Raw genomic sequence first — 18,660 nt, 5'->3', positions numbered from 1 at the left:
AATATACTAGTTTATTTTATATGATTTATCGGGTATATTCAATTAAAATACTTTACTATTTAAAGTTCTCAATAAATATTTGAACACTGCGATTTCCTCTAAATTCATTTATAGATGGTTCGTACACAATGTCCATCTTAACACCTCTTGAGTTTCCAGAAAACAGGGCTTGCCAAGCTGCTTCACCATATTTTTCTATTACAGTTTTCTCAAACTCTTCCACCCCTCTAAACATCAGGGCTGTCATAGTGCCGCCATTTTCAGTCTGCACTGTCATTCTAAGATACTGACCTTCCTTTCCCATGTATGCCATTTTAAGAATAGGAATATTTTTCAGTGCAAACAACGGCTTGTTATTTCCTGTGCCAAAAGGCGCCAGCAAATCTATACTATCTATCAATTCATCTGTTATATAAGAAAGCGGCATATCGCAGTCGATTTTGATAATCTCCTGCATGTCATCTTCTGTAAGAGTGCAGTTTTGATTAAGTCTGGTTCTTAATTCATCTATCTTTTCCTTTGGAAGAGAAACGCCTGCAGCCATAGGATGACCACCAAATTTAGTAAACACATCCTTTACAGCTGTAAGCTCTTCGAACATGTTGTATGCAGGGATGGAACGTCCGCTGCCCTTGGCACCTTCTTCCGCGTCAGTGATTACAAGAACTGGCTTGTTGTAGGTTTCTCTGATTCGGCCTGCAACTATTCCAGCCAAGCTTTCGTGTAATTCTGGAATGTAGATCACAAGCACTCTATCATTTATTAAATCTGTTGTTTCTATCTGTTCCATAGCCTTATCTATGCCGGTTTGAGTCATATTCTTGCGCTGACTGTTAAGCTCTACCAGCTCGTTAGCCATAGCAAGTGCCTTTGCCTTATCCTCTTCCATCAATAGTTCGATTGCTCTTCCTGCTGTATCAAGTCGTCCACTGGCATTAAGACATGGTCCAATGATAAAGCCTAAGTGATAACAGCTTAAAGGCTTATCCTTTAATTCTGTTCTTGCAAGGATAGCATTTAAACCGATATTATCTGTTCTTTCGATTGCCTTTATTCCGTGATAAACGGTGGTTCTGTTTTCGCCCTTCAGCTCCATTACATCACAAACAGTGGCAATGCTGGCAAACTGCAAAAATGCATCTGCCTTTTCCTTTTCTATTCCAAGGAATTCATAAAGGACATCTACAAGCTTCCATGCAACCTGGGCACCGCAGATACCTTTGAATGGATAATTACAATCATCTCTTTTTGGATCAACTACTGCATCAGCATTTGGAAGCATCTGGATTTTGGTAACACCATCCTCTGCTAATTCAAATGGGACCTCGTGATGGTCTGTTACCACAAAGGTCATGCCAAGCTCCTTCGCAAGGTCAATTGCTGGTGATGCAGCTATACCATTATCGCAGGTGATAATAAAATTAACACCCTCATCATATGCAGCCTGAACCATGTCAGGATTGATGCCGTAGCCATCTATCATTCTGTGTGGAACAGCGTAGTCCACATCTGCCCCAACCTCTCTTAGGGCTGTTGTAAGGATGTAGGTAGACATAATTCCATCCACATCATAATCTCCAACTACGCGAATCTTTTGCCCCTCATCAATTGCTTCCATCAAAAGCTCGCAGGCTTCGTCCATATCTGCAAACAAATGTGGGTCAGGTAGATTATTCAATGTAGGATGAAGATATTCCTCCATCTCCTCATATGTTGTAAGCCCGCGGTTAACCATAAGGCGCACAATAACTGGGTCCACCTTAAGCTTTGCGCTAAGTGTAGCGTAATCCGCGGCTTTGCGTTGTAACATCCATTTACTCATAAATTATCTCCAAAATCTAAAATAACCTCCCCCTTTCGGGGAAGGTTTCTCATTTATGCATATTAAGCAAGAGCGGCTGTAATAATAGCCATTGAGTATACTTCCTGTGCATTGCAACCACGAGATAAGTCGTTGATTGGTGCGTTAAGTCCAAGAAGGATTGGGCCATAAGCATCAAAACCACCAAGACGCTGTGCAATCTTATATCCGATGTTACCAGCATTGATATCTGGGAAGATGAATGTGTTAGCATGTCCAGCTACTGTTGAATCTGGGCACTTTGTCTTTGCAACACGTGGAGAAACAGCTGCATCGAACTGAAGCTCGCCTTCGATATCAAGTGTAGGATACTTCTCCTTAGCCTTTGCTGTAGCTTCACGCATCTTATCAACATCCTCGCCCTTTCCAGAACCAAGTGTTGAGTAAGAAAGCATAGCGATCTTAGGATCAATGCCAAAAATCTTAGCACACTCTGCTGTCTCGCCTGCGATTTCAGCAAGCTCATCAGCGTTTGGCTTAATGTTAATAGCGCAGTCACCCATTGCAAGTACTTCTCTATCACCTGTAGCTGAGTTACGAACCATGATGAAGCATGAAGATACGATGCTGTTGCCTGGCTTTGTCTTAATAACCTGAAGAGCTGGACGAACTGTATCAGCTGTTGAGTATGTAGCACCACCTAAAAGTGCATCTGCAACGCCCATCTTTACAAGCATTGTACCGAAGTAGTTAGCCTGCTTACATGTAGCCTTTGCCTGCTCCATTGTAACGCCCTTTGACTTTCTAAGCTCACAGAAAAGCTCGCACATCTCGTCGAATCTATCGTAGTTATCTGGATCAATAATAACTGCACCACGAATGTTAAAACCAGCATCCTCGGCTGCTGCCTTTACTTCCTCTTCCTTACCAATAAGAATTGGCTGTAAGAAATCAGAACCAAGAAGACGGCTAGATGCCTCGATAATTCTGTGATCTGTACCCTCTGTGAATACGATTTTCTTAGGATCCTTCTTTAGGATGTCGATTAATGCTCCAAATCCTGCCATTTTTAATTCCTCTTTTCTTTCTTTAAAAGTAATATTTTAACCTCAAGTAAAACCAAGGTGTTAGTTTTTCAAAACCACTTGATATGATACTACTTTTTTATGAAAAAATAGTGGTTTTCTGCAATGTTTTTAATTTTGTACCTTTTTGTATTTTTGTTAATTATTTGTCAATTATTACACACCCAAAATTCGTGTTATAATGCCTTTTAGAAAATAGATTGAAGAGGTTATTATGCTTTATAGAAAACAAACGGGATACGATGAGTTTAAGTGCATAGCTGATAAATGTCCGAAGAGCTGCTGCATTGGCTGGCAGATTGTGATTGATGAGGACAGTATTAATAAATACACGAATACTTCCGGGAATTTTTCGGATAGACTGAAGGCTTCCATAGATTACAATGAGGAATGCTTCAAGCAAAATAACACTCGATGCGCCATGTTAAATGAAACTGGTCTATGCGATTTACAGTCTACTATTGGTGAAGATTATCTTTGTAATACATGCAAAATGTTTCCTAGACATATTGAGGAGTTCCTAGATATCAGGGAATATTCACTTTCCCTTTCATGCCCAGAGGTTACAAGAATGATTATGGAGCCTGATTTCGTATTTACGATATCAGAGACTGAGGATGATATTGAAGATAATCCAGATGAGTTCGATGATTTTGACTTCATGCTTTATGACAAACTAGAATATGCAAGAGATAAAATGTTTGCGCTTGCAAAGGAAACTACTCTTCCACTGCAGGAGCGAATGAATATTATTGCCTGCATGGCCTTAGAATTGCAGGAGCTTTATGATGAGGGCGATATTTTTGAGATGGATGATGTAACTGCTGATGACACCTTTGAAACTACAGGCACCAGCGCTATGCTATCTTTAGATAATTGCATCAAGGGCTTTGATGCCCTAATCGAAATGGAAGTTTTAGAGGAATCATGGCGAGATTCTATTAAAGAAGCCAAAGCTTTTTGGATTGCCCGTAAAGAAAGCTTCACCACCTGGAAGGCTACCATGTATCCAGCAGCTGAAAAAGAATTCCTATTTGAAAAGCTTCTAGAATGCCTGCTTTATACCTACTTCTGTGGTGCAGTCTACGATGGTCAAATCTACGCCCGCACCATGATTGCAGTTCAAAGCACCCGCTGGCTGATGATGTTAGATGCCGCAAGTAGCCAGGAGCTTGCAAAAACCATCTACCTATATTCACGAGAGGTAGAGCATTCTGATTTGAATGTAAATGCACTTATAGAGTATTTTGAAGATGAATTATAAAAATAGCACTCAGGTTGCCCTGAGTGCATTTTTATTTTTGACTGATAACTCCGTTTGCATCCACTGATACATTGCTAGAAATGCTTTCAACATAGCTGTAGCCGCTTGGGTCTACTGAAGTGCATGCATTACTTGCAGTTATTGGAATGATGCGGTAGGTTACGGCGCCGTTTTCATCAACACTAAACTGCACTGCTCCGCCGCCACCTGATTTGATGGACTGATTAAAGATGAAGTTGCCAAGGCTGTAAAAAATAGGCTTGCCGTTGTACATCTCCACTGGTTGCAGGCAGTGGCTATGCATGCCGATAACTGCATCAGCGCCAGCATCTATCATCTTGTGGCCGTCATTTGCCTGGTAGTCAGTAAGCTCTGTTGTATGCTCCACACCCCAGTGAACCATAACGAATAGATAATCCACCTGTGAACGGGCTGCTGTAATAGCATTTAACAAATCTGTTTCATCATAAAAACAGAATTCTCCCGGCTGGGAATTAAGTACATTCCAACTTCCAACAGGAATAACATGGCTGGCAGCAAGGAAACCATAGGTGCGACCCATATCATCAGTCTTAACAATCAGCTTGCTGGCGTCCTCTAAGCTGTTTCCTGCACCAGTATAATCAATACCTGCACCCTCTAAGGTGGTGAAGGTATCTGTAAGGGCATCGTGACCAAAATCAAGCACATGATTGTTAGCAAGACCTGCAATATCTACACCCAAATCCCCTAAAATACTTACATAGCTTGGATTCACCCTAAATGTATACTGCTTATCAGGAGCCTTCTGCCCTCTTTCAGAATAGCAGAATTCATTATTTATCATTGTAAATGTAGAATCCCGAAGCAGCGACTGAACATCTGCAGATGCCACGCCGTCTATCCCTTTTGCATTATAAGCAGATTGGACATACTCACTGATTTCAACGTCACCTGTAAATACGATATTTGTAGTGGTCTGGGCTGGTGCTGGTTCCACTGCAGGCTCAGATTCTGCAACCACTTCCTTTTCTACGATAGTATCCTGTGGCTGGGCTGCAACCTGCTTCTTGTTGCCAAGAGCTTTTTCAAAAATGTCATCCCCTACAAAATACCACCCCGCAGCGCACACTAGCACTGCGATTAACATAGTATTTATCAGTACTTTAAAAAACTTTTTCATATTCCCCCTCTACTTAAATTTATTCTTTTCTGGATCGTAGTGGTAATCAATCATTGCAAGCTTTGCAATTATCTCATCACCATCTACTTCATTATCCTCAACCAATGCATCAAAGCTGCTGTAGTAATCACGAAGTGCGGTATTTACAACAGACAAAAGCATCACTGGGTCCTTAGGAAAATTCATATTGCCTCCTATCATTACATAAATCGGCCAATTAATCTTTTGCGGCACGATTAAATCAATTATAATACATTTGTTATCAACTATAAAAGGAGAAGATGTATGAAAGAATTTTTAAAGAAAAAAAACATCGAAATTTCAGTGAAGCGTTATCTCATTGATGCCCTTGGCGCCATGGCGCAAGGATTATTCTGCTCACTTCTTATTGGAACAATCATTAATACAATAGGAACTCAATTTGGAATTGGATTTTTGACAGTACCTGTAGCTACTGTAGCAGGTGTTGATTACACAGTTGGAGGTCTTGCTACTGCAATGAGTGGCCCAGCCATGGCAGTTGCCATCGGCTATGCTCTTCAGGCCCCACCACTTGTACTGTTTTCACTTATCACTGTAGGCTTTGCGTCTAATGCACTTGGCGGCGCAGGTGGCCCTCTTGCCGTTCTTTTTGTAGCAATCATTTCTGCAGAAGTTGGCAAAGCTGTTTCTAAGGAGACAAAGATTGATATTCTTGTTACTCCACTTGTTACAATCGGCGTTGGTATTGCCCTTTCCGCTTGGTGGGCTCCAGCACTTGGAAAAGCTGCAAGCTCTGTAGGAACACTTATCATGTGGGCTACAACAAAGCAGCCATTTATCATGGGTATCCTTGTTTCAGTTATCGTAGGAATCGCTCTTACTCTTCCTATTTCTTCTGCCGCAATTTGCGCAGCCCTTTCACTTACCGGGCTTGCCGGTGGCGCTGCTGTAGCAGGCTGTTGCGCACAGATGGTAGGATTTGCCGTGATGAGCTTTAAGGAAAATAAATGGGGCGGACTAGTTTCACAGGGCATTGGAACTTCAATGCTTCAAATGCCAAACATTATCAAGAATCCTCGAATCTGGATTTCTCCTATCCTTTGTTCTGCAATAACAGGTCCTATTGCCACCTGCATATTTAAGATGGAAATGAACGGCGCTGCTGTTTCATCAGGCATGGGTACCTGCGGACTTGTTGGTCAGATTGGTGTTTACACTGGCTGGGTAAATGATATTGCAGCCGGCACAAAATCAGCAATCACTGCAATGGATTGGCTGGGACTTATCCTTATTTGCTTCGTACTTCCAGCAGTGCTATGCCCACTATTCAATATGGTGGCTGTAAAGCTTGGTTGGGTAAAAGATGGCGATATACGCCTAGAATAAAAACAGCTTCCCCCTTATTGGGGGAAGCCTATTTTTTAGAGATTTGTTAATGGATCAATCTGTTCAAGTACGTTGTTCATATCCTCAAACATGAATCCCTTCTTGGTAATCTTAACCTTAATATCCTCAATATCATTTGTTACATTATCGAAGTATCCACGGGAATCCTCAATATTATCAGAAATGCTGTTGATAGAGCTCTCACAGTTTCTAAATACCTCACCCATCTGAACGCTCTGATCAGTAACCTCATCAGCAACAGTCTTAATCTGGCCTACAACCTCCTGTGTCTCAACAACCTTTTCGTGAGAAGCCTCGATAGCTTCCTTGGTATGGTCAACGGATTCAACCAGACGATTATTGTTTTCATCCAAAGCCTGCATGCTTTCAAAAATAGATGTTACAACGCTCTGAATCTCTGTTGAAAGATTTGTTACTTCGTCAGCAACAACCGCGAAGCCTCGACCTGCCTCACCAGCACGAGCAGCCTCGATAGATGCATTTAATGCAAGAAGGTTAGTCTGCTTTGCGAAGCCACCAATCTGTTCAACCTTATCTCTGATTTCATCAAAGCTTGCCTGGAAGGCTTCGAAAACCTTTTCAACCTCTGCAATAGTATCTGAAACTGCACTAGAGCTTCGGTCAACGTTTTCCATTCCGTTATGAGAATCGTCAGCGGTCTGAACCAGCTTTTTAACAATTTCATCAAAGGCCTGTGTAATTTCCTCGATGGTCTTAAACTCATTTTGGAAATTTGCTACCGACTCAGAGATTGATCCGTATTTATCCTCAACAACTGCAAAGGATTCTCTGATAGTTTCGATACCATTAATAGTATTGGCCTCCTCTTCCTGAAGCTTATCCTTCTGTTCGATGGAGAATCGACCAACCTCCTTAATAGCTTTCATGCGAGATTTAATATCCACCATCTTCTCAGGCGTATTCTTAACCTCAACAACCTCTTCCTCTTTTTTCTTTCTACTAAAAAGTCCCATACTGACCTCCTGCAATTCTATTCAAAAACGGCGCAAACCATTGTCTGATTTACATGCTGTTTCTTGTACTGCTCACCACCACCAACAATTCCTACATGAGGACCAACGCTCTTCATGGCTGTAAGGAAGTCAGTCATGTAGTTTCTCTGGTTAAATAACAAATGTCTATAAATACAATTTACAGAGAATATGAAAGAAATCTTTCCGTTTTCGTCTCGAATCTGACGTCTGGTTTCATCGCCGATAGCCTCGTAATCCTTAAGCTCAAGAATCTCAATAGTGTCATTCTCATTAATCTTCTTGTAGCTGATAAGCGAACCATTGTTACCAATGGCATAAGGGCTACTGATGAAGATTTCATCACCAATTACACGACCAAGTGGGCTGACTAAGACGTTATCAACAAGCTCTGAACGGCTAACACCTGCATCTTCACAATAAACATCAGCTGCAGGTCTTCCATCCAATGAAATTAGCTCCTTATTTGCAAGATTAACCTTAGTTGCAATATGTGTCCTACCGCATTCCATTGGTCCAAAGATATTCTCTGAATATGTTCTAATCTTTCCGGATTTATTTTTGATAAGAGCATAACAACATGCGTCTGGATAAAGAACACCATCAAGCATTGCATAGCCTGTAGCTCCTGCTGGGTAACCAAAAATAGTTCCACCAACAACAGGAATTCTTGCACGCTCTAATGCTACGTTCATGGTTGTTACCAAACGCTCCTCATCATTTGTACAAAATTCCAAGCAGATTGTATTGCTGTCACCAGCCTGAATTTTGGAAACCTTTTCTTCCATAGAAGCAATGTCAGCAATTGGTGCAGTTGAAAGATTACGAATGATGCCAACCTCTGCAGCAACATCACTTCCAAAGCACATTACAAGCATTCTTCTATCTGATGATTCCGATTCGTAATATGAAGTTGTGCTGGTGCCAATAAGTGGAACGCCCTTGAACTTTTCTGAAATAATTTCAGATGCTTCCTTTAGATGTTCGTAAGCGCATAATAAGACTAATAGATTTGGGTTATTTACTTTAGCGATTGCTTCTGCTACTGCCTGAGCGCAATCAGCTTTCATTGAAGTTCCTATTGATATTTGCATGCTGACTCCTTCCCAACTATAAACAGTTTCATATATATTGAAATTTATCACATTTTTAGGTCAAAAGAAGATATTTCACATATAATTCATCAAATTATCAGATTTTGAGAAGAAATCAACATACTTTATGTTAACAATTCACTATAATTCCTATTCTTCAAACAGTTTGCAGATATCCATCAAGCAATCCAGTCTTGCATATAATATCTTTTTGAGCTCCTCATCTGGCTCGGTTAAATCAGGAATCATAATTACATTACAGCCGGCGCCGTAGGCACTCATACAGCCATTTGGAGAATCTTCTACTGCGTAGGTTTCATCTGGAGCTATTCCAAGAGTCTCACAGGCGTAGGCGTAGATGTCTGGTGCAGGCTTGCCCTTTTCAACCATATCAGCACAAACAACTGCATTAAAATATTCAAATAGACCTATCTTTTTAAGATATCTGTTGGCACGTTCTCTATCGTTAGCTGTAACAAGAGAAATGAAAACATCATGGTCTCTAAGCCATTTCAATGTTTCTTTAGCACCTGGCTTAAGGGGAATCCCAGTTTCCTTAAGGATTTCCTCTACCATCGCCTTGCGATACTCTCTGACTGCCCAATAATCAAAATCTTCGCCGTACCATTCCTTAAACTTTTCCACAGCAAATGGGCGGCCGAGGGAGCGAAGCTCTAAGGGCTTTTCAGGAGTCATTTCGTAGCCGAAGTGAGCCAAAGTCTCAGGCCAGGCCTTCTGATAGAATTTTTCTGTATCTGTAAGCGTGCCATCCATGTCAAATAGCACTGCTTTTATGTTTTTCTTTTCCATATTTCGCATCCTCTTTTAGTATTTACGTTATGACTTTATCATTTACAGCTGTCTCAGACAAGTGACTCGGTTGTTTTAAGCATAATATGAGGACTAAATTCACATTATTTATGATGTGGTGAATTGGTAGTTAAGTTTAAAATGGGAATTTATTATTTTCACTTAAAATCGTAAGATGCTGTTAAGTGAATATGAGAAAAAAATAAATAAACTTAATTTTCATTAAATATTTTTAGGTTAATTTAAGTTTATTTTAGTTTTACAAATATTCACTTAACTACTCTTTACGATAGTATAAGTTTTTTTCTGCAAATTCATATTTCACTTAAGTCATTAAAAATTTAGAAGTATAAAGTTAAGTTTTTTCTAAAAAATCTTTATGCCACTTAACACGATTATCCAATTTTAAGTGAAAATCATTTTTTCCTAGATTCACTTAACAATCTGGCCATTTACAGTTAAGTGTAATTTCAAAACCGCTAAATAAAACTTAACAAGGCCATTTAAAACTAAAAAGACCACCTTCGCTACCTAATACCGATAGCGAAAGTGATCTTTTCGGGTTAAATCTATTATAGTTAGAAACGTTTACGCTTAATAAATAATCTTGCGCCTACTGCTGCAACGATTACAACAACCACTACTGCAACTGGTGCTACTGGGAATGCAGAATTCTCGGCAGCCTTTGGTGCTTCCTCTTCTGCGATTTCTGCAGGAGCCTCATCCTCAGAAGCTGTTTCCTCAGTTGTCTGCTCTTCTGTTGTCTCATCGTCAGCAGCTTCCTCAGTTGTCTCTGCTGTATCTTCAGTAGTATCTTCTACAGTCTCCTCTTTATCCTCTGCTGCAACCTTCTTTGTAGATTTAGCAACCTTCTTTATAGTTGCATCTGCAGATTTTACTGCGCCTGCAAGTGGTACCTGTGGTTCTACTACAGCTACTTCTGTCTTTGGAGTCACAACATTCTGAGCCCCACTCTGTGATGGGCTAGCTGAAGGTGTAGAGCCGGAAGCGCTAGGCTGTGAAGGTGTTACTGAAGGCGCTGGAGCTGGTGCTGGTGCTGGAGCTGGTGCAACTGCCTTGCCAAGCTCCTCATCGCTAGGGCGAACTGTTGTAACTACAGGTGCTTCATTCTGCTGACCATTGTTATTATGAACAATATACTGAATCTCTACTGGGATTCTTACTGTTTCCTTAGCACTAGCTGTTATTGGCTTGAATGCACTTGTAAGAACATCAATTACATTAGTGATAACTGAAATAACATCTGTTTCCTCAGCGCTGGCTGCCTCATCCTCAACAGCTTCGTCTGTGACTAACTCGTCTGTAACTAACTCTTCTGTAACTACTTCCTCTGAACCAGCCGCATTGTCCTCAACGATAGCATCAACATCAGCATTATCCTTAACGATATCCTCAACCTCTGCATCAACATATCCTGTAAGATACTTGTTTTCGATATCGATTGCATGCCAGCCGTTTCCGATATGCATCATCTTCTTACCTGGCCATCCCTCAAATGGTTCGCCACCTGATGTGCCATCATCCTTTTTAAGCCATGCGTACATGTACACATCATCTGTATTAGTTGCATCAACCTTTGTGTAAAGTCTTGTGTATCCGTCAGCTACTGCAGGCTCTTCATCAATAGGCTTCGCCTCTGGCTCTGTTGGTTCTTCTGGCTGCGAAGGCTTTTCCTTTCCAAGATATTCCTCTACAGCACTCTTTGAGTCAAAACCAGCTGTTGTACCAGATGTGAAGAAAAGCTTGCTTCTGCCTTCCATTACATTGTCAGGAAGCTGTGTGCCGTTACCATCATTAAAGATTAAATGTAAATCAGTGTTGTCAATCGCTTCGTTAGGTACGTTTGCTGCATACCAGCCGCCACCAAGGCGTGTCATCTTTGTTCCAGGCCAATCGCCGATGCAGTTGTTATAGTTACCGCCCCATGCATATACATACACATCAGACCATGCATTTTCATCATAGAAATAAACTAATGTGTTTCCGTCTTTTTCTTCAATAGTCTCACCCTCTGAATGCTCAAAGTCGTAGGCAGCCTTTTCTGCCTCTGCCTTAGATGAGTATTTGTTGTTGCCCCAGAAATAAACCTTTGAGATGCTATCTACTAAAAGATTTCCTGTCTGAGAGCCACCGCCAAAATCATTGAAGATGATATTGAAGTCTGAACCTGGTGCACTGTCGATGGTTAATTTCCACCAGTTGTTACCAATGTTTTCAGCTTCTTTTCCAGGCCATTCTCCAAGGTCTGCTGCACCCCATGTGTACACACCAACCTTTTCCCAGCCACGTGTGTTGTAGAAATAAACTGTAGTCTTGTCACCGTAAATACCAAGTGCCTCTGATGCCTCGTCCTTTGATGCAAATCTTTCTACCTTAAGGTTTCCACCTGGCTGCTCCTCGCTTAATGCGATGTAGTTCTTAGACATATCGCTCATGTCGATATTTTCTGTCTGTGTGCCGTTACCGTTGTTGAAGATGATGCTAAATGACTTGTCTGTCATCATCTTTACGTCTGCTCTGTACCAGTAGCCGCCTTCGTTTTTAGCTGCAAGTCCTGGCCAGCCGCCATATACCTGCTTGCCATCCTCATACCAGGCGTAGGCATATACTGTCTTCCATTCCTTTGTGTTGAAGAAGTAAACCGATTTTGTGATTACTCCTAAATCGTCCTCTGCTTCCTTCTTAGAGGAATAGATTTTTCCGTTTTCGCCAGTAACATATTTTCCTGTTTCTGGTGTGATGCTAAATTCATTTGATGTTTCATTTCCGTCTGTAAATGTTATTTTGAAGCTTGCTTGTGGGATTGTAACCTTCCACCAACCATCGCCAGTATTATCGCAAGGATAATTAACACCATCGCAAATAGCGCTGACATTGTCCCATTCTCTTGAGTTGAAGAAGGATAGCGTGGAATAGTCTCCCTCAGCCTGCTTGTCCAAAACAACCACTGACTGAGCTGGCACCTTACCAGTTATAACTCCATCTGATACGATAAATAATCCATCACGACCCTCTACAGAATCAAGATAATTGCCATCTGCAAGATTTGTTTTCTCCTCAAGGTTAAACTGTGCATCTGATGCATTTACAATAACAACGCCCTTTGTTCCTCTTTCAATCATAAGAACTGAGTTGTCCCCTGCTGGGTTAACAAGGTTCTCTGATTCTCCTGCCATTGCAGTTCTGAATTTGTTTACTGCAACAACCTGTGGATCCTTGTAGATGTCACTACCTGCTGCACCAAGAACATTCTCGCCCCATGGGTTGTCCTTAGAGCTTCCCATTGGTCTGCTGAAGAATAATGGTGTACCATCCTTTCTTGCAGCGATGATAGACCATGCAAGGATAACATCTGTGTCATCTACTGAATTATAAGATTTGTCATTGATGTAATTGTCGTGAGATTCTACCCAGGTAACCAGCTTGTTAGGATCTGCTGTATAGGTTACATCACCCTTTACATCATCAGAAATCTTGTAGCCTTCAAGCTTCTTTGTTGCAACGTTACCGCTTGAAATTGCAGTTCTAAGAGCTGAACCGTAGTCGCTGGCTGTTGTGCCGCCAAGCATATCTTGGTAGGCTGCAAGGCGGGCTGTATCACCCTGGAGTACCTCGCCGTACACAAACAAATCTGCATAATCCTTAGATGCATACTCATCTATGTAGCTCTTCATGTTTGGATAGAAATCATTTCTATCCTCCTGTCCTGCATATTCTGCTGGAACACCGTCATCTGGAAGTGCAATATGCTTTGCAGTATCGATTCTGAATCCATCAGCACCACAAGCTATACAGTCCTGTAAGAACTCGTAGAAATACTTCTGGAAAGCATCACTTTCTGTATCAACATCTGGAAGACCACCCATTGGGTCGTAGGTTGTTGATACACGGTCTGAATAATTCATAGCTCTTGATGTATCAGCACCGTTGATGTGATAAAGATTATCCTTACCGCCAACAGCGTTAAGCAATCCATCACTAATCTCGTCAAATACAGGTGTTGTATGGTTAGGGTCGATATCAACGATAATACCGATGCCATACTTTTCAGCCTCATCACACATAGCCTTGAATTCATCTCTGGTTCCAAGCTGATAGTTGCCGATTACCCAGTCTGTAGGCTGATAGTGGTAATACCATTTTCCTGTGTCGCTAAACAATGTAAGGCCTGGTTCTGTAGACAAGCACTCATTGATAGGTGATGTCTGAACAGCTGTGTAGCCTGCTGCTGCAATATCAGGAATGTTCTCTTTAATTGTGTTAAAGTTCCATGCAAAAGCATGTAAGATTGTTCCATCATGGATTGACTCTCTGCTGACTGCAGAAGCCGCATGAACTGTGTTTAAATCTTTGACATTAGCCGCTGCCAATCCTAGGTTGGTTGAACCTAAGAGTAATGCGAGACTAAGTCCGACCGAAGCTACGCGCTTCGCCCACTCTCCCATTTTCTTCATTTAATTTAACCTCCCATTTCCCAGGTACAGAAGCCTGGTTGAAATTAATAATGCGCAATTAGTTGCGCACAGCATATTTATTGATATTTTACATACCAACAATTCAAATATAAGCAAAAATAATGCTAGAGTCAATAAAAAACTCTAGCATTATTTTGTCATATTTTGAATGTTCGCGATTTATCCAGTGCGCAACCCTGCGCAACAGTTTCTAATCAAAAGCAATAATATATTATTTTTTTCTTATTCAATCACGTACCCCACATTTCTTACTGTACGGATTCTTCCACCAAATTCTCCTAGCTTATGACGCAACGTTTTGATATGCATATCCAATGTTCTGGATTCACCTTCGTAATCTATGCCCCAGATTCGCTCCATTATCTGGTCACGTCTAAGAACGATACCTTTATTGATTGTCAGGTAATACAATAGCTCATATTCCTTGAAGGTGAGCTCGATCAGATTATCATCAATCTTTACCTCGTGACGTTCTTTATCAATAACAAGACCATCTAATTCCAGCTTTTTCACATCATCATCTAAGGTTCTTCGAAGTAATGCCTTAACTCGTGATATAAGCTCCATTACTGAAAAAGGCTTTTTCACGTAATCATCTGCCCCGTTTTCAAGCCCCTTAACTAAATCAAGTTCGCTTGTTTTTGCAGTCACCATTATGACAGGGATGTCTCTTGTAAAACTGCTGTTTCGTAGCTGTTTTACTATATCAATTCCATTTTCATCAGGAAGCATCACGTCTAATATAATCAAATCAGGCAAGATTTCTTCAAGCTTATCAAAAAATGGTGTTGCCTTTTCGAAGGCTTTTACTTCAAAGCCCGCATTCTTCAATGCATATTCTTCTATTTCTCTGATGCTTGCATCATCTTCAATTACATAAATTAAAGCCATGTATTCCTCCTTTTTAATAATATTAACATAACTTCTTGCTGACTCAACAATGAAATTGTCAGCAAGAATCCTGCTTTGCAGGACATGAAAATAGATAAATCTATTTTCATGGTATTTACGATTCATGTTTTTCTGATGAAAAACAAGAATCTATACCTTTTACGGAAGAATACATGGCTTATGTAAAATCTATGTAATTAAACTTGGAAGATATTAATCAAATCTTCAATCTTAACAGAAGATTCAGATACAACTGTAGCACTGTTATCAACACCACGAGAGTTTTCAGCAACCTGCTCTGCGCCCTCGGCAAGGCTAGCCGCTGTAGCACTAACCTCTTCTGTGCTAGCTGATTGCTGTTGAGAAATAGCAGCCATAGATGTTGCAATTTCATCTACACTACCAATCTTATCAATCATATCAGCAACTGTTGTTAAATCTAAAGATGGTGGTCCAAGAACAATCGCTGTTTGTCCATCACCATTTTGATACCAGCCTCTTGTAGTAGCATCATATTCATTTAAATCTGGAAACCATCCACTACCATCATAAAACTTATCACAGGTAAATCAATAAAATAAAGCGACTTTAGTGACTATTCTGTGAATTTTCTGTTTATTATGGTTTTATTTTTATTTTGTAGTATTATTTTTGACTATTTTCTACTAAAATAGGAATATAAAAATAGGAATCTATTTTAAGATGACTAATCAAGAAAGGGGTTTATCATGTTAAAAGACTATACTAAAATTCCTGCACCGCTGAATTCTGACGTCGCTTTAAAAATCATCCCTGGCCATTTTGCAACAAATCATTCCCATATCACAAACTATATGGAAATCGGCACAATGAAAACCAGATGTAATGAAGCTCAAGGCGTAGCGCAGTTGCTTGCAATGCACTATTCAGTTCAGACGCCTGTAGACACAATTGTATGTGCAGATGGAATGGAGGTTGTAGGCACATTTTTAGCACAGGAGCTTACAAAAGCTGGTGTTGCCAATTACAATCAGCACAAAACTATTTATGTAACTGCTCCAGAGCTTGCATCCAGCGGCCAGAATATTTTCCGCGACAACATGCAGCTTACTGTAAGAGACAAGAATGTGCTTCTTCTATTTGGTTCATTAAGTACTGGTCGTACTGTTGAAAGTCTTGCAGAATGTGTAAGATATTATGGTGCCAAGATAAGTGGAGCTTGCGCAATCTTCTCTGCTGTCAGAGAAATAGATGGCATTCCAATTACAGCAGTTTTCCACGAGGATGACATTCCAAACTACCAGTCATACCCATTACATGAATGTCCTTTGTGCAAAGCGGGTACACCAATTGATGCCATTGTAAATTCCTTCGGATATTCGGAATTAAGATAACCAATATAAACAAGAAAACTAGCCGTTACGCTCTCAAGCCTACGACTAGTTTTTATTTTTCGTATTTGATTTTACTTACCATTTCTTTCCGTTAACGGAAATAGAACCTAATGAAACGTCTAAGTCCATGTTGTCATAATCTGGGTTAGGGGTTGTGATATTGATACTTCCAAGGTCACAGCATGCTTCCAATCTGTTGAAAGCACCATCAATAGAAATATCTCCCATATCAGCAGTTATTTTGCCATAATCGAAATCAGTTTTGTCTGCATCAATATCACCTAGATCTGCTTCGATTTTAAGCTTACCTAGCTTGCTATCCTTAGTTTCAATATCACCTGCATCTGCATCCACAGTTGTTGATTCAAACTCAACATTTTTCAAATCAATATCACCTGCATCTGCAGAAATAGAAATGCTCTTGCCCTTAATTGTTTCGATATCAATATCACCAGCATCAACTACGATATCAACATCTTCAAGCTTGGTTCCTGTTGGAATGGTAATTTCTATACTACATTCTTCTTTTAATGATTTGAAGGAATTAATTGAATGATTCAATTTCTTCTGCTGAATTTCCAATTTACCATCTTTTACATTAATAACAGGCTGATACTTCTTAGGAATGTTAGTTGATACCATATATGTATCGCCATATCTAATATCCAGGTCTGCCGCATCAACATTTACTTCGATGGATGAAAACTCTTCACCAGAATAATCAAAATCCTCGTATTCTCCTACATTGGTTGCAGATAGATAATGAAAACCAAATCCACCCAGATTATATGCCAGGCCACATACGATAACCACAAGAGTGATTGTCCAAAGGACCAGCATGTATTTCTTTCCCCAGTTTTTATTTTCCATAGCTCTAATCCTCCTTTGCAAGTGCAATCTTAAGAATATGATGAATAATAGCGCCTATAATCCATATAATCCAGGTTCTTCCCCAGTCAAATGTCACAAAGCTTACCATAAGGTAGATGCATGTAACTGTAGTCCAATAAACTTCCATTATTATTGTAGCTGTTTTGTTTACATACACGATATCATCCTCCTTGCCATAGCTGCCGCTGATGGTCTTTTCATCGTTAAGCTTAAGGATTGTATCGAAGCTGCCCATAACTGAGCTGCTATATATAAATAGAAATACGCCGATTCCAACAAAAAGGAAAATGAAGGCTGCAACAAAATCAATTTCGATGATGGCACATGGTAACCAGCAAAGAACACATAAAACTACGCCGATAGTCATAAGCAAAGCATGTGTTGATTTGTAGCTACGCTTTCTATCCTTTACCATCTGAGCTGTAGCCATATCCACCTGACAAAGCTCCTTCTTAAGGAATTTCCAATCGTTGCTGTTAATACCTGTGAAAACGAATAAGGCAATTGCTATTGCAAGCATAGAGAACATTCCAATGACACTGATGCTTTCAGCCGAGTGGCTTAAAAGCATTCCAGGAATTCCATTTGCTAAAATAGGTGGTATCACGCACATTATGCAAAGCATTACGCCAATTCCTATAAGTAATCCACTTTTGCGTTCTTCGTTCAGATAGTTTTTAACTTCATCCATGCTTACGAAACGACGTGGCTTTTCGCTAACTCTTTCTTTAGTTTCTTCCACTTCCTTTGTAAGACCTAAATCATCAGCAATCTCATCTAAATTACCAAACTCAGAAATGACTGTTCCTACTGCACTGTTCTCTGTCTCACCTTCTGCAATAAGTTCGTTGTATTTATCCTCCATCATTGTAAGAAGCTCAGCCTTTGCCTTCTTAACCTCAGGAGTGTTTGGCATATTTGCAAACATTGCATCCAGATAATTCTTAATTGTTTCCATAGTTTTCTCCTCTTTGCTAAAAGCTATTTAGTAATAAATTTTTCAACTACATCTTTGGTTAGCTCCCATTCAGCGCATTTGTCTTTGTAAAAATCCCTTCCGGCATCTGTAATGCGATAATAGGTACGCTTTTTACCGTTTCCCTCTAAATCCTGACTGGCTACGAATGATTCAATGTATCCGTTCTTTTCCATTCTGGTAAAGGCTGAATAAAGTGTGGTTTCCTTTATTACATATTTCCCATCGGTGATAGTTTTGATTTCCTTTGAAATCTCATATCCATATGAAGGTTCCTTTCGAAGAATGCTAAGAATCATGGTGTCGTTGTAGCCGCGGATTACATCACTACTAATCTCACCCATATTTCCTCCTTATTTACATTGTCTGTCGTACTATGTCTGTCATACTATGTCTGTCGTAGTACTTCATCTGATGAAGTAAATATACTACGACT

The 18,660-nt window shown here is 40.2% G+C and carries 16 protein-coding genes; 3 read left to right on the top strand and 13 right to left on the bottom strand.

Going from position 1 to position 18,660, the window contains the following annotated elements; all coding sequences use genetic code 11:
* Nucleotides 1–55: 55 nt before the first annotated feature.
* Nucleotides 56–1,822: a single-stranded-DNA-specific exonuclease RecJ gene (gene recJ / locus G611_RS0103700; RefSeq protein WP_028242482.1), complete on the bottom strand. Its 1,767-nt coding sequence runs from the start codon at nucleotides 1,820–1,822 to the stop codon at nucleotides 56–58.
* 62 nt (nucleotides 1,823–1,884) lie between these two features.
* The gene (gene pta, locus G611_RS0103695) at nucleotides 1,885–2,868 is read right to left on the bottom strand and encodes a phosphate acetyltransferase (RefSeq protein ID WP_028242481.1); all 984 of its coding nucleotides are present in this window, start codon (nucleotides 2,866–2,868) and stop codon (nucleotides 1,885–1,887) included.
* Nucleotides 2,869–3,100: 232 nt separating this feature from the next.
* On the opposite strand from pta, the gene fliB reads away from it, so the two are divergent.
* Nucleotides 3,101–4,150, top strand: a complete 1,050-nt coding sequence (gene fliB, locus G611_RS0103690; RefSeq protein WP_028242480.1) for a flagellin lysine-N-methylase — start codon at nucleotides 3,101–3,103, stop codon at nucleotides 4,148–4,150.
* 31 nt (nucleotides 4,151–4,181) lie between these two features.
* Here the strand turns inward: fliB and G611_RS0103685 are convergent, their stop codons facing one another.
* Entirely contained in the window at nucleotides 4,182–5,312 is a 1,131-nt protein-coding gene (locus G611_RS0103685) for a CapA family protein (RefSeq protein ID WP_028242479.1), read from the bottom strand.
* Nucleotides 5,313–5,321: 9 nt separating this feature from the next.
* The gene (locus G611_RS0103680) at nucleotides 5,322–5,498 is read right to left on the bottom strand and encodes a DUF4250 domain-containing protein (RefSeq protein WP_028242478.1); all 177 of its coding nucleotides are present in this window, start codon (nucleotides 5,496–5,498) and stop codon (nucleotides 5,322–5,324) included.
* A 99-nt stretch (nucleotides 5,499–5,597) separates the two neighbouring features.
* Here G611_RS0103680 and G611_RS0103675 point away from each other — a divergent pair, with 99 nt between their 5' ends.
* Entirely contained in the window at nucleotides 5,598–6,680 is a 1,083-nt protein-coding gene (locus tag G611_RS0103675; protein WP_036948046.1) for a PTS transporter subunit IIC, read from the top strand.
* A 35-nt stretch (nucleotides 6,681–6,715) separates the two neighbouring features.
* Here G611_RS0103675 and G611_RS15895 read toward each other — a convergent pair whose 3' ends face one another.
* The 6 genes from G611_RS15895 to G611_RS0103645 form a co-directional block, all read right to left on the bottom strand.
* The gene (locus G611_RS15895; RefSeq protein ID WP_028242476.1) at nucleotides 6,716–7,675 is read right to left on the bottom strand and encodes a methyl-accepting chemotaxis protein; all 960 of its coding nucleotides are present in this window, start codon (nucleotides 7,673–7,675) and stop codon (nucleotides 6,716–6,718) included.
* A 17-nt stretch (nucleotides 7,676–7,692) separates the two neighbouring features.
* Entirely contained in the window at nucleotides 7,693–8,787 is a 1,095-nt protein-coding gene (locus G611_RS0103665) for an FIST N-terminal domain-containing protein (RefSeq protein ID WP_028242475.1), read from the bottom strand.
* A gap of 150 nt (nucleotides 8,788–8,937) precedes the next feature.
* Nucleotides 8,938–9,597, bottom strand: coding sequence for an HAD family hydrolase (locus G611_RS0103660; protein ID WP_051195044.1), 660 nt, complete (start codon nucleotides 9,595–9,597; stop codon nucleotides 8,938–8,940).
* A gap of 578 nt (nucleotides 9,598–10,175) precedes the next feature.
* A complete protein-coding gene (locus G611_RS15140; protein WP_051195043.1) occupies nucleotides 10,176–14,072 on the bottom strand; it encodes a starch-binding protein in 3,897 nt (1,298 codons plus the stop codon).
* A gap of 243 nt (nucleotides 14,073–14,315) precedes the next feature.
* Nucleotides 14,316–14,984 (bottom strand): response regulator transcription factor, encoded by a 669-nt coding sequence (locus tag G611_RS0103650; RefSeq protein WP_028242473.1) that lies wholly within the window; start codon nucleotides 14,982–14,984, stop codon nucleotides 14,316–14,318.
* Between the two features lie 197 nt (nucleotides 14,985–15,181).
* Nucleotides 15,182–15,403, bottom strand: coding sequence for a hypothetical protein (locus G611_RS0103645; RefSeq protein ID WP_028242472.1), 222 nt, complete (start codon nucleotides 15,401–15,403; stop codon nucleotides 15,182–15,184).
* A gap of 309 nt (nucleotides 15,404–15,712) precedes the next feature.
* Between G611_RS0103645 and G611_RS0103640 the strand changes: the two genes are divergently transcribed.
* A complete protein-coding gene (locus G611_RS0103640) occupies nucleotides 15,713–16,357 on the top strand; it encodes an orotate phosphoribosyltransferase (protein ID WP_028242471.1) in 645 nt (214 codons plus the stop codon).
* A gap of 75 nt (nucleotides 16,358–16,432) precedes the next feature.
* On the opposite strand, the gene G611_RS0103635 is transcribed toward G611_RS0103640, so the two are convergent.
* Genes G611_RS0103635 through G611_RS0103625 form a run of 3 tightly spaced genes read right to left on the bottom strand, consistent with a single transcriptional unit; the run spans nucleotide 16,433 to nucleotide 18,568 of the window.
* A complete protein-coding gene (locus G611_RS0103635) occupies nucleotides 16,433–17,227 on the bottom strand; it encodes a DUF4097 family beta strand repeat-containing protein (RefSeq protein ID WP_028242470.1) in 795 nt (264 codons plus the stop codon).
* 4 nt (nucleotides 17,228–17,231) lie between these two features.
* Nucleotides 17,232–18,206: a permease prefix domain 1-containing protein gene (locus G611_RS0103630; RefSeq protein ID WP_028242469.1), complete on the bottom strand. Its 975-nt coding sequence runs from the start codon at nucleotides 18,204–18,206 to the stop codon at nucleotides 17,232–17,234.
* Between the two features lie 23 nt (nucleotides 18,207–18,229).
* Nucleotides 18,230–18,568 (bottom strand): PadR family transcriptional regulator, encoded by a 339-nt coding sequence (locus G611_RS0103625; protein WP_028242468.1) that lies wholly within the window; start codon nucleotides 18,566–18,568, stop codon nucleotides 18,230–18,232.
* Nucleotides 18,569–18,660 lie beyond the last annotated feature (92 nt).

Source organism: Pseudobutyrivibrio ruminis AD2017, assembly GCF_000424305.1.
GTDB lineage: Bacteria > Bacillota > Clostridia > Lachnospirales > Lachnospiraceae > Pseudobutyrivibrio > Pseudobutyrivibrio ruminis_B.
This window is presented reverse-complemented; position numbering and strand designations above follow the sequence as displayed.

Coding starts and splice junctions, on each gene's coding strand:
- G611_RS0103650 (WP_028242473.1), bottom strand. CDS start 14,984: ATGGCTTTAATTTATGTAATTGAAGATGATGCAAGCATCAGAGAAATA.
- G611_RS0103665 (WP_028242475.1), bottom strand. CDS start 8,787: ATGCAAATATCAATAGGAACTTCAATGAAAGCTGATTGCGCTCAGGCA.
- G611_RS0103660 (WP_051195044.1), bottom strand. CDS start 9,597: ATGGAAAAGAAAAACATAAAAGCAGTGCTATTTGACATGGATGGCACG.
- recJ (WP_028242482.1), bottom strand. CDS start 1,822: ATGAGTAAATGGATGTTACAACGCAAAGCCGCGGATTACGCTACACTT.
- G611_RS0103685 (WP_028242479.1), bottom strand. CDS start 5,312: ATGAAAAAGTTTTTTAAAGTACTGATAAATACTATGTTAATCGCAGTG.
- G611_RS0103635 (WP_028242470.1), bottom strand. CDS start 17,227: ATGGAAAATAAAAACTGGGGAAAGAAATACATGCTGGTCCTTTGGACA.
- G611_RS0103680 (WP_028242478.1), bottom strand. CDS start 5,498: ATGAATTTTCCTAAGGACCCAGTGATGCTTTTGTCTGTTGTAAATACC.
- G611_RS15140 (WP_051195043.1), bottom strand. CDS start 14,072: ATGAAGAAAATGGGAGAGTGGGCGAAGCGCGTAGCTTCGGTCGGACTT.
- G611_RS15895 (WP_028242476.1), bottom strand. CDS start 7,675: ATGGGACTTTTTAGTAGAAAGAAAAAAGAGGAAGAGGTTGTTGAGGTT.
- G611_RS0103675 (WP_036948046.1), top strand. CDS start 5,598: ATGAAAGAATTTTTAAAGAAAAAAAACATCGAAATTTCAGTGAAGCGT.
- G611_RS0103630 (WP_028242469.1), bottom strand. CDS start 18,206: ATGGAAACAATTAAGAATTATCTGGATGCAATGTTTGCAAATATGCCA.
- G611_RS0103625 (WP_028242468.1), bottom strand. CDS start 18,568: ATGGGTGAGATTAGTAGTGATGTAATCCGCGGCTACAACGACACCATG.
- G611_RS0103640 (WP_028242471.1), top strand. CDS start 15,713: ATGTTAAAAGACTATACTAAAATTCCTGCACCGCTGAATTCTGACGTC.
- G611_RS0103645 (WP_028242472.1), bottom strand. CDS start 15,403: ATGATTGATAAGATTGGTAGTGTAGATGAAATTGCAACATCTATGGCT.
- pta (WP_028242481.1), bottom strand. CDS start 2,868: ATGGCAGGATTTGGAGCATTAATCGACATCCTAAAGAAGGATCCTAAG.
- fliB (WP_028242480.1), top strand. CDS start 3,101: ATGCTTTATAGAAAACAAACGGGATACGATGAGTTTAAGTGCATAGCT.